At 71.1% G+C, this 14,234-nt stretch carries 14 protein-coding genes; 6 read left to right on the top strand and 8 right to left on the bottom strand.

What is annotated here, in order from left to right; translation table 11 throughout:
- Entirely contained in the window at positions 1-453 is a 453-nt protein-coding gene (locus DY023_RS12275; protein ID WP_116242618.1) for a COX15/CtaA family protein, read from the bottom strand.
- Between the two features lie 204 nt (positions 454-657).
- Between DY023_RS12275 and DY023_RS12270 the strand changes: the two genes are divergently transcribed.
- The gene (locus DY023_RS12270) at positions 658-2,154 is read left to right on the top strand and encodes an L-serine ammonia-lyase, iron-sulfur-dependent, subunit alpha (protein ID WP_116242617.1); all 1,497 of its coding nucleotides are present in this window, start codon (positions 658-660) and stop codon (positions 2,152-2,154) included.
- Positions 2,155-2,172: 18 nt separating this feature from the next.
- Here DY023_RS12270 and DY023_RS12265 read toward each other — a convergent pair whose 3' ends face one another.
- A complete protein-coding gene (locus tag DY023_RS12265; RefSeq protein WP_116242616.1) occupies positions 2,173-2,439 on the bottom strand; it encodes a GlsB/YeaQ/YmgE family stress response membrane protein in 267 nt (88 codons plus the stop codon).
- Positions 2,440-2,564: 125 nt separating this feature from the next.
- Here DY023_RS12265 and DY023_RS12260 point away from each other — a divergent pair, with 125 nt between their 5' ends.
- From DY023_RS12260 to DY023_RS12250, 3 genes are all read left to right on the top strand, one after another.
- The gene (locus tag DY023_RS12260) at positions 2,565-3,326 is read left to right on the top strand and encodes an ABC transporter ATP-binding protein (RefSeq protein ID WP_116242615.1); all 762 of its coding nucleotides are present in this window, start codon (positions 2,565-2,567) and stop codon (positions 3,324-3,326) included.
- Positions 3,323-4,057, top strand: a complete 735-nt coding sequence (locus DY023_RS12255) for an ABC transporter permease (RefSeq protein WP_116242614.1) — start codon at positions 3,323-3,325, stop codon at positions 4,055-4,057. The genes DY023_RS12260 and DY023_RS12255 overlap by 4 nt, the downstream gene beginning before the upstream one ends.
- 77 nt (positions 4,058-4,134) lie before the next feature.
- Positions 4,135-5,400, top strand: a complete 1,266-nt coding sequence (locus DY023_RS12250) for an MFS transporter (RefSeq protein ID WP_116242613.1) — start codon at positions 4,135-4,137, stop codon at positions 5,398-5,400.
- A gap of 4 nt (positions 5,401-5,404) precedes the next feature.
- Here the strand turns inward: DY023_RS12250 and DY023_RS12245 are convergent, their stop codons facing one another.
- The 6 genes from DY023_RS12245 to DY023_RS12220 form a co-directional block, all read right to left on the bottom strand.
- On the bottom strand, positions 5,405-5,980 hold the full coding sequence (locus tag DY023_RS12245) for a VanZ family protein (RefSeq protein ID WP_116242612.1): 576 nt from the start codon (positions 5,978-5,980) through the stop codon (positions 5,405-5,407).
- A gap of 39 nt (positions 5,981-6,019) precedes the next feature.
- Complete coding sequence (locus DY023_RS12240; protein ID WP_245958680.1) at positions 6,020-8,707, bottom strand: ATP-dependent RNA helicase; 2,688 nt, start codon at positions 8,705-8,707, stop codon at positions 6,020-6,022.
- Between the two features lie 179 nt (positions 8,708-8,886).
- The gene (locus DY023_RS12235; RefSeq protein ID WP_116242611.1) at positions 8,887-10,482 is read right to left on the bottom strand and encodes a flotillin domain-containing protein; all 1,596 of its coding nucleotides are present in this window, start codon (positions 10,480-10,482) and stop codon (positions 8,887-8,889) included.
- A 95-nt stretch (positions 10,483-10,577) separates the two neighbouring features.
- Entirely contained in the window at positions 10,578-11,006 is a 429-nt protein-coding gene (locus DY023_RS12230; protein WP_116242654.1) for a MarR family winged helix-turn-helix transcriptional regulator, read from the bottom strand.
- A gap of 166 nt (positions 11,007-11,172) precedes the next feature.
- Positions 11,173-11,700 (bottom strand): SRPBCC domain-containing protein, encoded by a 528-nt coding sequence (locus tag DY023_RS12225; protein ID WP_116242610.1) that lies wholly within the window; start codon positions 11,698-11,700, stop codon positions 11,173-11,175.
- The gene (locus tag DY023_RS12220; protein ID WP_116242609.1) at positions 11,697-12,014 is read right to left on the bottom strand and encodes an ArsR/SmtB family transcription factor; all 318 of its coding nucleotides are present in this window, start codon (positions 12,012-12,014) and stop codon (positions 11,697-11,699) included. The genes DY023_RS12225 and DY023_RS12220 overlap by 4 nt, the downstream gene beginning before the upstream one ends.
- A 130-nt stretch (positions 12,015-12,144) precedes the next feature.
- Between DY023_RS12220 and DY023_RS12215 the strand changes: the two genes are divergently transcribed.
- Together DY023_RS12215 and DY023_RS12210 are read left to right on the top strand one after the other, a co-directional pair.
- On the top strand, positions 12,145-13,179 hold the full coding sequence (locus DY023_RS12215) for a tocopherol cyclase family protein (protein WP_116242608.1): 1,035 nt from the start codon (positions 12,145-12,147) through the stop codon (positions 13,177-13,179).
- Between the two features lie 73 nt (positions 13,180-13,252).
- Entirely contained in the window at positions 13,253-14,233 is a 981-nt protein-coding gene (locus tag DY023_RS12210) for an NAD-dependent epimerase/dehydratase family protein (RefSeq protein WP_116242607.1), read from the top strand.
- Position 14,234 lies beyond the last annotated feature (1 nt).

Here is a 14,234-nt window from a genome sequence, read left to right as displayed (position 1 = left end):
TCAGACCATGGCCGGCTGCTGCGCTGCCGGGGCCTTCGCCGGGTGCGACACCCGCCAGCCCGCGAAGAACGCGAACGAGGCGAGCAGGATGGCGTTCGCTCCGTGCAGCAGGGCGAGGGAGCTCAACGAGTGCGCGAGGATCCCCAGCGTGACCTGCAGCGCCACCAGCCCCAGCACGATCGCGGCACGGCGGGTGCCGCCCGGGATCTTCGCGAAGAACGAGATGATCAGCAGCACGATCGCGACGATCGGGATCACGTACATGCCGTTCATGCCGTGCACGATGATGCCGAGGAACTCCGGCACCGCGGGCGGGGCGTCCGAGGTGAAGTCGATGGTCCCGCCTCCGGCGAGGAAGGCGACCAGCCCCGCCGAGGCCCAGGCATGCATCGCCGCCTGCACGGCGACCAGCACGAGGATCGTGTAGGCGAGGACTTTGTAGGTGGTTCTCATGGCGACACTCCTGTCATTCAGCGTGCGACGGACGCACTTCGCGCTGGGGAGAGTCACGCGGTGGAATCACCGCCGGTGGGCTCACCGGCGGATGCGGAAAGTCAACGCCCGCGGCATCCGCGGGTCAAGGGATCGGGACGAAACCCCCACATTCCCTGGGGGTGATGCGTCACACGGCACAGCGCGACGGCGTACCCTTGAGGGGTGACTGCGTACGTCTCGGCTTTCGACCTGTTCTCCATCGGTGTAGGACCCTCGAGCTCCCATACCGTGGGGCCGATGAGGGCCGGAGTCGACTTCGCGGCACGGCTGCGCGCCGCCGGGCTGCTCGAGAAGGTCGAGCGCGTCACCTGCGAGCTGTTCGGCTCGCTGGGAGCGACCGGCCTGGGCCACGGAACGCCGGACGCCGTGCTGGCCGGGCTGCAGGACCTGCACCCCGAGACCTGCGATCCCGATGACGTGCGCGCGCTCTGGAGCGACTGGCCCGAGGGGCGCGACCTGCTGCTCGCGGGCGAGCGCCGCATCCCGTTCACCAAGGACGATGTGTCGTTCGTGCCGCGCACCCGCCTGCCCGGCCACCCCAACGCGATGACCCTGCACGCGTTCGACGCCGAGGGTGCGCCCCTGCTCGAGCAGACCTACTACTCGATCGGTGGCGGCTTCATCCGTCGCGACGGCGAGGAGGCGAGGGTCTCGGCCGCCGTGCAGCCGTACCCGTACGACACCGCCGAGGAGCTGCTCGCCCTGTGCGATGAGAACCGTCTGACGATCGCCGAGATCGCCCGTGCCAACGAGATGGCGACGCGTAGCGAGGCGGAGGTCGCGGCCGGCCTGGACGCGATCTGGGACGCCATGTACTCGTGCGTCGACGCGGGCCTGCACAGCGGAGGCACCCTGCCCGGCATCCTCAAGGTCAAGCGGCGGGCATCCGACATCCGCGAGCAGCTCGAGGCCGTCGAGTCGGACGGGCATCCGCAGGTGCCGGGCGAGTGGCTGGGCGCGTTCGCGCTGGCCGTGAACGAGGAGAACGCTGCGGGCGGCCGCGTCGTCACCGCGCCGACCAACGGCGCCGCGGGCATCCTGCCGGCCGTCGCCATGTACTGGTGGCGGTTCCTGGCGGACTCCGGCCTGGGCGCGGGCAATGCCGTCACTCCCTACGGAGAGCTGGTCGGCAGTGCGCTGCTCGGGTTCGGTGCCGAGGCTTCGCTGGTCGCCGTCGGCGCGATCGAGGACCCCGACGAGGTCGCCGAGGCCAACCGCCGCCGCGGCATCCGCCGTTTCCTGCTCACGGCGACCGCGCTCGGATCGCTGTTCAAGGCGAACGCGTCGATCTCGGGCGCCGAGGGCGGCTGCCAGGCCGAGGTCGGCTCGGCGTGCGCCATGGCCGCCGGCGGCCTGACCGCCGTGATGGGCGGCACGGTCCGCCAGATCGAGAACGCCGCCGAGATCGCGATGGAACACCACCTGGGGCTCACCTGCGACCCGATCGGCGGGCTGGTGCAGATCCCCTGCATCGAGCGCAACGCGATCGCGGCATCCACCGCGGTGACCGCCGCGCGGCTCGCGCTGCGCGGCGACGGCCACCACTACGTGTCGCTCGACGCGGTGGTCGAGACCATGCGCCAGACGGGTCTGGACATGTCGACGAAGTACAAGGAGACCAGCGAGGGCGGCCTCGCTGTGAACGTCATCGAGTGCTGAGCGGAATGCTCCGGCGCGTCACTTCTTCGCGCGGCTGCGGTTCCAGGCGACCCAGATCGCGGTGACGATCACCGCGCCGGCCAGCGAGCCGATGATGCCGCTCGGGCGGAGTTCGAGGCCATCGCCGCTGAGCAGGCTGATCAGCAGGCCGCCGACGAACGAGCCGATGAGCCCTGCGGCGCAGGCCAGCGCCCAGTCGACCTTCTTGCCCTTGCTGGTGCCGAGCAGCCACTGGGCGGCGGCGCCGATGATCATGCCGAAGAGGATGAGGCCGATGATGAGCATGAGCGCCATCCTATTGTGTTCGCGGCGGTCGCCCCGACGTGTCGGGGCAGCCCCCGGCGGGGCGACGTGCGGCGGATGCGGCGCGCTCCATTGACCGACGCGTCCGCAGGGCGCACTATTCACCCATGACGGATGCTGCGGCGGTGACGGTCGACGCACTGACGGTGCGGCGCGGGCGCCGCACCGTGTTCGACGGCCTGGACCTCACCATCCCGCGCGGTGAGATCACGGGACTGCTCGGGCCGAGCGGATGCGGCAAGACCACGCTGCTGCGCGCGATCGTGGGCGTGCAGAAGGTGAAGGGCGGCACGGTCACCGTGCTCGGCGAGTCTGCCGGCTCGCGCGCGCTGCGGGACAGGGTGGCATACGGCACGCAGGGCGCCGCGGTGTACAGTGACCTGACCGTGCGGCAGAACCTGCAGTACTTCGCCTCCGTCCTGGGCGCACCGCACGGCGACGTCGACCGCGTGCTCGACGAGGTCGGTCTGCGCGACCACGAGAAGCGGCAGGTGGCTGACCTCAGCGGGGGTCAGGCGGGCCGGGTGTCACTGGGGGCGGCCCTGCTCGGCGGCCCCGAGCTGGTGGTGCTCGACGAGCCGACGGTCGGCCTCGACCCGGTGCTGCGCAGCGAGCTGTGGGGCATGTTCCGGCGGATCGCGGATGCCGGAACCACCGGGATCGTCTCGAGCCACGTGATGGACGAGGCGCGACGCTGCGATCGCCTGCTGCTGATGCGCGACGGCCGGCTGATCGCCGACACCACGCCGGCAGCGCTGCTGGAGGACACCGGCGAACCGGATGCCGAGGACGCGTTCCTCGCGCTGATCGCGCGGGACGAGAAGGAGCATCCGCCGACGAGGCGCTCGCAGCGGGGAGCAGCGTCGTGAACCCGCGGCGGATGTTCGCGACCGCCGGGCGCGTGCTGGGGCAACTGCGTCACGATCCGCGCTCGATCGCGCTGATGCTGGTCGCACCGAGCCTGCTGGTCGGCCTGTTCGCCTGGTTGTTCACCGACCAGGACGGAGTCTTCGACCAGTTCGGCGGCGCGATCCTGGCGCTGTTCCCGTTCATCGTGATGTTCCTGATCACCTCGATCACGACGCTGCGCGAGCGGCGGTCGGGCACCCTCGAGCGGCTGATGACGACGCCGCTCGGCAAGGCCGACTTCATCCTCGGGTACGCGCTGGCGTTCGGGCTGATGGCGGTGCTGCAGGCCGTGATAACCGTGACGTTCGCCGTGTACGTGTGCGGGCTGACCGTGGACGGGCCGCTCTGGCAGCTGGGCCTGGTCGCGGTGGTCGACGCCGTGCTCGGCACCGCGCTGGGGCTGCTGGCGAGCGCGTTCGCGCAGACCGAGTTCCAGGCGGTGCAGTTCATGCCCGTGCTGGTGTTCCCGCAGATCATCCTGGGCGGGCTGTTCATGCCCCGCGACGAGATGCCCGACGTGCTCTACGCGATCTCGGACTGGCTGCCGCTCAGCCATGCGATCGACGCCATCAATGCGGTGACGGCCGGTGACGAGGGCTGGGACGTCTGGCAGCCCGTGCTCATCGTCGTCGCGTTCGCCGTGGCGTTCCTGGTCCTCGCGCCCCTGACGCTGCGCCGCCGCACACCGTAGCGAGGCGACGCGCACACCGACGGTGCGTGGTCCGATTTCCGCCAGCATCCGGTGCGCTCCGCTGCTGGAATCGATCCATGTCCCGCAGAACGGCACTCCCGGCCGCGTTCACCCGCCTGTCGTCGGCGAGCGCGCTCACCCTCACCGCCGAGCAGCTCGCGCTCGCGGCGGCTCCCCTCGCGGCGGTGGTCGTCCTCGGCGCGGGAGCGACGGAGACGGCACTGCTGCAGGTGGCGCAGACGCTGCCGTTCCTGCTGCTGGCGATGCCCTTCGGGCTGCTGGTCGACCGGCACTCGCCGCGCCCCTTCCTCCTGGGCGCCGAGGCGCTGCGCACGGCCACCCTGCTGAGCGTCGTCGCGCTGCTGCTGCTCGACGCACTCACGTTCCCCGCGCTCCTCGCCCTCGGCCTGATCGGGGCGATCGGCACGGTCGCGTTCAGCGTGGCAGTCCCCGCGACGGTGCCGGCAGTGGTGGAAAGAGAGCGCCTGGTCGACGCGAACCGCTGGATCGAACTGGGGCGGAGCACCGCGTACATCGCGGGGCCCGCGCTGGGCGGGGCGCTGGTGTCGCTCGCCGGTGCGAGCACCGCATTCATCGTGGCGACGGTCGTGTGCGCTGCCGCGGTCGTTCTGCTCACAGGTGTCGCCCTTCCGGATCGTCCTGCGGCGACGCATCCTGAACCTGCGCTCCGCAGCCTGGGCGAAGGACTCCGGTTCGCACTCCAGCACGATCTGCTCCGGCCGATGATCCTCACCTCGATGATCTTCAACGTCGGCTGGTTCCTGGTGCAGGCGGTCTTCGTCGTGCATGCGATCGACAGGGTCGGAATGACTCCGGCGACCGTGGGCATCGCTCTCGGCGTCTCCGGCGCCGGAGGCCTGCTCAGCGCCTTCGCCGCGCGCTGGCTTTCGGATCGCCTCCCGCTCGGAGTCCTGATGATCGTCGGGCCGATCTGCGGTCTTCTCGCGGCGGTTGTCCTGGTGGCGACGCTCTGGATTCCTTCATCCGTGATCGTCTTCGCGTCGTTCTTCCTGTTCGGATTCGGGCCGGTGCTGTGGGCGATCTCGACGACGTCGCTGCGTCAGGCCGTCACACCGTTGCCGCTGCTCGGGCGGGTGTCCTCGCTGATGATCGTCTCGACGTATGGCGCCCGTCCGCTCGGGGCCGGACTGGCCGCGGTGATCTCGGCGCTCGCCGGACTCGACTGGTGCCTGGTGGCAGCGGCCGTGGTCTTCGCCGCCCAGCTCGTCGTCGCGCTCGCCTCACGACTGCCGCGGGTCAGGCGCCTGCCGGAGCAGGATCCCCGGCCGGCGAGCGCTGCCGAGGCCTCGCCCGCGCGGTGACGGCTCAGGGGGTCGGGCCCGTGCGCTCGACCACGACGTCTCGCTGCGGACCGTAGTGCAACGGCGAGACGACGAACGCCGCCACGGCCACGAGGGTGAACGCCGTCACCGTGATGCAGAGGCGCGACATGATGACAGGCGCGCGCGGGCCCGCGGCTCTGCGCACCACGACGTACACGCCCCAGCCGAGGAGGGCCCCGGCGGTGTTGACGATCAGGTCGGCGGTGTCGAAGCTGCCCGTCGAGATCGCGTGCTGGACGATCTCGAGCCCGAGGCTCGCGCCGAGCGCGGCAAGGCCGGTCCGCCACCAGGACCAGTTCGGCGCGAGGGCGCCGAGGAACAGCCCGAAGGGCACGAAGAGCACGAGATTGATCGTCATCTCGATGGGCGAGTTCGCGTCGGCGTCTCCGCTGGCCAGGAACGGGACGAGCTTGAGCCGTCTGTCGAGGCCCGCGGCGTCGCCGATCCACGGCACCTCGAGCTTCCACAGCACGACCCACGCGAGCAGCACGAGATAGATCGCGAACGCGCCGATCAGGATGCCGCGGCGGCGCGAGCGGTTCGGGGACGAGGAGGTCACAGTGCATCCTCTCGCGACATTCTCGGAGCCGCCTTCGAGTCAGCCCTCGCGGGCCGCGCGGTTCTTCGTGTGGCGGGTCGGCGCCGCGGCCCACGGATCCTCGGGCCACGGATGCTTCGGGTACCGGCCGCGCATCTCGGCGCGTACCTGTGCGTAGGGGCCCGACCAGAACGAGGCGAGGTCATCGGTGACGGCCAGCGGTCGCCCGGCGGGGGAGAGCAGGTGGAACAGCACGGGCTCCCGTCCGCCGGCCAGGCGCGGGGTCTCGGCCCAGCCGAAGCACTCCTGCAGCTTCACCGCGACCACCGGCCTGGCGGTGGGGTCGTCGTGCGGCGGGTAGGCGATGCGGATGCGGGACCCGCTGGGCACCTCGATCCGTTCCGGCACGAGCGCGTCGAACTCAGCGGCGGCGGGCCAGGGCAGCAGCCGGCGCAGAGCGGATGCCAGATCGATGCGTCCCACGGGAGTTCCGCCGGCGAGGGCGTCGACCTCCGGGCCGAGCCAGGTGTCGAGGGCCTCGGCGAGCGCGGCATCCGACATGTCCGGCCACGGCGATCCGATCGCGCGATGCAGCAGGGCGAGACGGCGGCGCAGCTCGTCTGCGGCATCCGACCAGGTGAACACGCCCAGGCCGTCTCGGTGCAGGGCGCGCTGCACGGCTGCGCGCCCCTCGTCGGCAGTGGCGCGCACCGGAACCGAGGCGCGCACGATCGCGCCGACCCTGCGCTCGCGGCGTGCGGCGACGCGGCCGTTCACGAACTCCGCCTCGACGCGGTCGGTGATCAGGTGGCTGGCGGCGCGCTCGACCTGCTGCTCGGTGACGACGGCGGCCGCGCGGATGAGCGCGCCGGAGCCGGCAGCGGCCCGGCCGGATGCGCGGGCGACGTCGGCGACCGCCAGCCACTCGGCGCCGGCGAGCGCGCCGCGCACTCCGGCGCGGGTGCCGGACGCCAGCAGGAACACGGCGCCGTCGGCGGTGTGCTCGACCCGTCGGGCGATGCGCCCCGGGAACGCGAGCCCGATCACGAGGCCCGCGTCGTCGACGCTTCCCCGCACCCATCCCCCTGATGTTCCGGTCTCACCCGTTGCGGGTGTTTCTGCGGCGGACCCGCATCCGTTGGGACCGGAGCTTCTGGCGGATGGTCCCCCTGATGCTCCGGTCTCACCTGTTGCGGGTGTTTCGGCGGCGGACCCGCAACCGTTGGGACCGGAACCGTGTGGAGACGACGGCGCGAAGCGGCGCAGGCGCTCGGCCTCCTTCGCCCAGCGGCGGGCATCCGGACCACGGCCGCCTCGCAGGGTGACGATCGCCGCGGCCACGTCGGCCTCGGGCACGCGGAAGTCGCCGCCGAGCAGCGCCACGACCTCCGATGCCAGACGCGCGCCGACGAGCTCGCTGCCCTCGACGAGTGCGCGCGCGAGTCGCGGATCGACGGGGATGCGGGCCAGCGCGCGCCCCTCCGACGTCACGCGACCGTCGTCGTCGATCGCGCCGAGATCGTGCAGCACGGTCTGCGCCTCGGCCAGCGCGTCTTCGGGCGGCGGATCGATCAGTCGCAGCCCCGCCCCGCCCGGCGCACCCCAGCAGGCCAGCAGCAGCGCAGCATCCGTGAGGTCCGCCGTGGCGATCTCGGGCGCGGGGCGTGCCGGAGCCGCCGCGTAGGTGCGCTCGTCCACGCACCGGATGACGGTGCCTGGCCCCTGTCGGGTGGCGCGTCCGGCGCGCTGCACGCAGGACGACCGTGCGGCGCCGGCGGTGACGAGCCCGCTCATCCCGCGGCCCGCATCGCGCTGCGGGAAACGCGACAGGCAGCTGTCGACGACCAGGCGCACACCGGGCACGGTGAGCGAGGACTCGGCCAGAGAGGTCGTCACGATGATGCGGGGCTCGTCGCTCCGCGCCCGGCCGCGGATCACGGCGTCCTGCTCGGCGGTGGGGATCTGCCCGTGCAGCTCGCGCACGTCGAACCCGCGGGCCTCGTCGCGCAGGCGCCGGGCGATCTCGGCGACCTCCCACGCGCCGGGTGCGAAGACCAGCGTGTCGCCGGTGGCGAGTTCGCGCGCGCCGGATGCCGCGGTGCGGGCGACATGGTCGAGGAAGCCACGGGTGACGCCGCGCTCGTCCAGCCGGGGCACCGGGCTCGGCGCCCAGCGCTCGGTGAGCGGATGCGCGGAGACGGTGTGCTCCACGACAGGGGCCGGGTCGCCGATCACCTCGGCGATGCGCGCCGCGTCGAGTGTGGCCGACATCGCGATCAGCACCAGATCTTCTCGGAGCTCGCGCACCTCGCCGAGCAGACCGATCAGCAGGTCGGTCTCCAGGGCGCGCTCGTGCACCTCGTCGATGACGACGGCGTTCACGCCGTCGAGGCCCGGGTCATCCAGCGTGCGGCGCAGCAACACGCCGGCCGTGACGAACTCGACCCGCGTGTCCCTGCTGACGGAGCGCTCCCCGCGGACGGTGAACCCGACCCGGGTGCCGAGCGGCGAGCCGTCGAGCTGCGCGAGCCGCCGCGCGGCGGCGCGGGCGGCGACCCGGCGGGGCTGCGTGACGATGATCCGCCCCGTCGTGCGGGAGGCGAGCAGGGGAGGGACGAGCGTGGTCTTGCCGGTGCCCGGCGGCGCGCTGACGACCACGGCCGAGTTCGCGTCGAGCGCAGAGCTCAGGTCGTCGAGTGCGCCGGCGAACGTGAGTCCGTCGCCGATCCTCGCCAGGTCGAAAGTCACCCGTCCAGTCTCTCGCGCGGCGGACCCGTTTGCCGAAGACAGGAGATCGCGTGAGGACAGGACGGATGCCGCGCGTGTGTCCTGTTCTCCGTTGTTGTCCTCTTCTGGACGATGCACGGCTCGCAGACGCACGGAGGGCGCGGATGCCGCAGCATCCGCGCCCTCCGTGCGTGTGAAGCTCAGTCCTCGACGACGGGCTCGACCTCGACCGCCGCCGTGCGGCGCGCGGGCGCCGCGGGCGCAACATCCTCAGACGCCTGGGCGACGCCGGCGCCGAAGCCGCGGCCGACGGCCTGACCCTGGATGATGGCGGCCAGGTCGAGACCGGTCGCGGCGTTGACGCTGTCGAAAACGGCGCGCATGGCCTTCGCGTTGTCGCCGCCGACGACGCTGGACGCGCCGTCCTCGCCGGAGCCGCCGATGATCGACACGTTGCCGATCGTCGCGTAGCCCTTGGCGAACTCGCCCATGATCGCGGGCAGCACCTCGAGCACGCGCTGCGACAGGAACGCCTCCTGGTTCGACGCGATGGCCTTCGCCTCGGCCTCGACGGCGGCCGCACGGGCCTCACCCTCGGCGCGGATGGCGGCGGCCTCGGCCTCGGCGCGGACGCGGCGGGCGGCGGCCTCTGCATCGGCCTGTGCGCGCAGCGCGTTGGCCTCACCGGCGGCCTTGGCCTCTGCGGCGGCTGCCTCACCGGCGGCACGGGCCTTGTCGGCCTGCGCCTGCTGCTCGGCGATCCGGGTGCGGGCCTCGGCCTGCTTGACCTGCTCGATCGCAGCGGCCTCGGCGGCCTTCTCGCGCGTGAACAGGTCGGCCTGAGCCCGGGTCTCGGCCTCGTAGCGCTGCGCGTCGGCGACGCGCTTGACGTCGGCATCCAGCTGGGCCTGCTTGTTCTCGGCCTGCTGCTGAAGAACGGCCTGCTCGGCCTGCGCGCGAGCGAGCTGCTCGGCCTGCTCGGCCTCGGCGCGGGCGCGGCCGATGCCGGCGTTCGCGTTGGCCGTGTTCGTGTCGAGCGCGGTCTGCTCGATCAGGTTGGCTTCCTGGTTGGCGATGTTCTTCTGGTTGATCGCACGGTCGGCGTTGGTCTGCGAGATCTCGGCGGACTGCCGCTTGGCCTGGATCTCGGGGGCGCCGAGCGACTGGATGTAGCCGACCTTGTCGGTGATGCCCTTGATCTGGAACGAGTCGAGGATCAGGCCCTGCTCGGCGAGCTCCTGGGAGACGTCGGACGCGATCTGGTCGGAGAACTTCTTGCGCTCGCGCATGAGCTCGACGACCGAGAGCGTGGCGACGATGCCGCGCAGCGCGCCTTCAAGCTGTTCGGTGGTGAACTGCTCGATGGCCTTGTCCTGCGAGGCGAAGCGCTCGGCGGCACGACGCACGTACAGCGGGTCGGAGCCGATCTTCACGATCGCGACGCCGTCGACGTTCAGCGTGACGCTGTCGAGCGACTGCGCCTCGGCGTTGAGCGACACCTGGCGGGAGCGCAGCGAGATGATCTCGTGGCGCTGGGTGATCGGGTTGACCACGGCCTTGCCGTTGACGATGACCGTGACCGGCGATTCGGCCATCTCCGAGCTGGTGCTGCCGTCGCTGTTGACGACGGCGCGCTGCACCTTCTGCTTGCGACCTGAGATGACGAGCGCCTCATCGGCGCGCGCGACCTTGATCCAGCTGCGCGCGAACAGGGCGACGATGCCGACAAGGACGACGACGAATGCGAGTGCGATTCCGACAGTGATCAGGATTCCGACGAGCGCGGCGATCTCCAAGGGGCCCTCCAGCCTGAACTCCCCAGTGGAGTTCCCTCGGGACCCACCCTGCCAGATACGACGGGATGCTGCAGTGGGGAGAAGTCCCCTGTGGATTACAGCCCGCGCAGCTTCTCCGTCAGCGCGAGCAGGGTTCGCTGCTCCTCGGCATCCAGTCTCGACATCTTCTCGGCGATCGAGCGGCCGTGCGAGGCGGCGAGCACGCGGAACGTGCGCGCGCCGTCTTCGGTGGCGGTGAGCAGCGAGCCGCGGCCGTCCTCGGGGTCGGCCGCCTTGGTGATGAGGCCGCGGCTGACCATCCGGTCGACCAGGCGCGAGACGCTGGGCTGGCTGATGAGCATGTTCGCGGTGACGTCGCGCAGGCGCGCGGTCATCTCGCAGGAGCGTACGACGGTGAGCAGCACGTCGTACTCGGCCTGGGTGATGTCGGCGCCGTCGAAGTCGGTGATCATCTCGGCGAACAGCTCGTGCTGGGCGCGGAAGAGGCTCTCCCACGCCTGCAGGGCGAGCTGGCGATCGGTCATCATCACAGATTAGCGCGGACATGATTGAGGGCCGGTCGGAGAGGCTCCCGACCGGCCCTTGTCCCTTGCACCAAGAGGTCCTGCAATCACATGCGGTGGATGCCACAGCAAACATTCACCGTGCGATCACTCTATAACGGCGAGGTAACGAAAAGCAACGGTTTGATCACGGAAATGTGCTGATGTTGCGGTACGCCGGGGTCAGCTCCGTCCAGCGCGAGTGCCAGATCGCCGCGGGCTCGCGCTCGGACCAGCCGTCCTCGTGTGCCGGCCCGTCCAGCTCAAGGGAGCGCTTCAAGTCCTCGAGGTGCGCCTGCCAGCCGCCGCCGTGGAAGGGGAGTTCACCGATCGGCAGGCCGCGCTCCTCGACGATGAGTCTGGTCCGCGCGCCCTCCGCCGTGAGCCATACCTCGATCTGCCCCTCCTCGTCCGTGCCGGGCTGCGCGGTGAGCAGCAGGTGATGCGGCTTCTCGCAGGCGTCGATTCTCAGTGCACCCGCCCAGGTGCTGGTGAATGTCGCCTGCACCGTCGCGCCGGGCTGCGGGTCGCCGGAGACCTGGGCGATCCAGCGCGCGAGGCGGTCCGGTGCTGTGCAGGCATCCCAGAGGTCGTCGACGTCCGTGTCGTAGAGATCCTCGACGCGGATCGCGCCTCGGGTCTCGTCGAGCGTCCTCATCGTCCCGATGATGTTCATCTCCGTGCCTTCTTTCCTCTACTGATCTCCGTGTGCAGGGCGTCCAGGCGGTTCTGCCACAGCCCCCGGTATCGATCCAGCCACTCGTCGATCTCGGCGAGCGCCTGCGGACGCAGGCTGTAGATCCTGCGCTGGGCCTCGGGGCGCACCTCGACCAGCCCCGCCTCGCGCAGCACGCGCAGGTGCCGGGAGACTCCGGGCCGGGCGATCGGGAGGGCCTGCGCCAGTTCGCCGGACGTCGCCGGATGGTCTCGCAGGATCTCGAGCACGGTGCGGCGATTCTCGTCGGCGAGCGCCAGCAGGATCTCGTTCATGCGGCTAGTGTAACTGATAGGGTACGTAACAACAAGGGTACATACAAGCGCGAAGCCGAAGCTGTCCGTCCATCCGAGCTCGGAGCGCGATCTCATTGACAAGCGATCTGACCGGGCGGAATCTCACTACATGGGCCTGCGCGCGTGGTACCGATCGACCGGAGCGGACCTCCCGTTCCAGAGCCCGCTGCCCGCGCACCCCGGCGTCGCGATGGAGGGCTACTTCTGGCGCATCACCGACTCCGCGCGCGGCCGTGTGATCATCGCCCTGAACGGCGTCAACCGTGGCCCGCACGGACCCTGGGCGACCCTCGGGTTCGCCGCGCACCCCGGCGGATTCCTGCGCGTGGCCGAGCATCCGACGGCATCCGCCGACCGGGGCGGTGTCGGCGCGTTCGCGGGTGATGCCTTCAGCGGCGATGATCGGCGCCTGCGCGTCGACCTCGGGCCGGATGCACGTCTCGACGTGACGATCGACGACCCGTTGCGGTGGCCGCATCGCGCCTTCGGCGGATCGAGCATCTTCCAGTCCGTGCCCGCGCTGAACCAGTACTGGCATCCGTGGCTGCTCGGCGGACGCGTCGACGGCACCGTGATCGTCGGCGACGAGACCTGGCAGCTGAGGGACGCGCAGATCTATGCCGAGAAGAACTGGGGTCGCGAGGGGTTCCCCGATTCCTGGTGGTGGGGGCAGGCCCAGGGCTTCGCCGAGCGGGATGCGTGCGTGGCGTTCGCCGGCGGGCAGGTGCATTCCGGGCCGATCCGCACCGAGGTCACCGGCCTGGTCGTGCGACTGCCGGGCGGAAAGGTCGTCCGGCTCGGCAACCCCGGCATCAGTCCTGTGCGCGCGATCGTCGAGGACGAGCGGTGGATGCTGCATGGCAGGGGCTTCGGGTGGACGATCGAGGTCACAGGGCTCGCGCCGCGCGGGGCGTCGTGCGTGCTGCCGGTTCCGCTGCCCTCGCAGGAGCGCAACACCGCCGGTGCGCTGGAGCACCTGGCGGGCACGCTGGAGGTGACCGTGCGGCGCAGGGGAGCGGTCGTATGGTCGGGCACCTCCTCGCTGGCCGGTCTGGAGCACGGCGGACTGGAGCGAGCCCGTGCGGAACTCGTGCGTCGCGGCGCGGACCCCTCGGCGACGCACGCAGCGCCGGCCGCCGCCTGACCCGGGCCGTCGCCGATACCGCTCACAGCGGAATCGCTGGACAGCGCAGGATGCGTCGTGGTCGCATCGTGGCATGGACATCCTGATCCTCGGCGGCACCGCCTTCCTCGGCCGTGCGATCGCGAACGAGGCTGTCGCGCGCGGGCATGGCGTCACCTGCCTCGCGCGCGGCACCGAACCCGCGCCCGCCGGCGTGACCTTCATCGCTGCCGACCGCGATGAAGAAGACGGACTCGTCGGCGTCGCCGGCCGACGCTGGGACGCCGTCATCGATGTGTCGCGTCAACCCGGCCAGGTGCGCCGCGCTGTTCGCGACCTCGACACCCGGCACTGGGTCTTCGTGTCGACTGGCAACGTCTACGCCGCATTCGACCGGCCGGAGCAGTCCGAGGACTCACCGCTCCTGGAGCCGCTCGAGTGTGACGTGATGGAGTCGATGGAGGATTACGGACCCGCGAAAGTCGCCTGCGAGCGTGCGGTCTCGGGAGCCACGGCTTCCGCGACGATCGTCCGCTCCGGCCTCATCGGCGGGCCGGGCGATGCGTCGGGCCGCACCGGCTATTGGCCATGGCGCTTCGCGTCTCCGACCGGTGATGACGTCATCGCGCCGGACGATCTCGGCTTCCCGGTCGCGCTGATCGACGTCCGCGATCTGGCGAGCTGGCTTGTCACGGCCGCAGAGCAGCGGATCGACGGAGTGTTCAACGCGACCGGTCCGAAGACGACGCTCGGCGAGGTGCTCGATGCCTCGAGGCAGGTCGCGCACAGCTCGGCGGCGTTGCGCCTGATCCCCCTCGATCGGATGACCGAGCTCGGCGTCGCGGAATGGATGGGGCCGAGGTCGATGCCGCTGTGGATCGCGGACCCGGAGTGGCGCTGGTTCGCGACCTTGGGCACCGACCGTGCGCGAGCCGCCGGGCTGGTGACGCGCCCGCTCGCCGACACCCTCGCCGACACGCTCGGCTACGAGCTCACGCGCGAGGTGCCGCGACAGGCGGGCCTCGCCGACGAGGAGGAACGCGAGGTGCGCCGAGCGCTCGACGCGGCGGGGTGAG

It is taken from the genome of Microbacterium bovistercoris (assembly GCF_003387575.1).
Taxonomy (GTDB): domain Bacteria; phylum Actinomycetota; class Actinomycetes; order Actinomycetales; family Microbacteriaceae; genus Microbacterium; species Microbacterium bovistercoris.
Note: the sequence above shows the minus strand (reverse complement) of the source record. Positions and strands in the feature narration are given on the sequence as shown.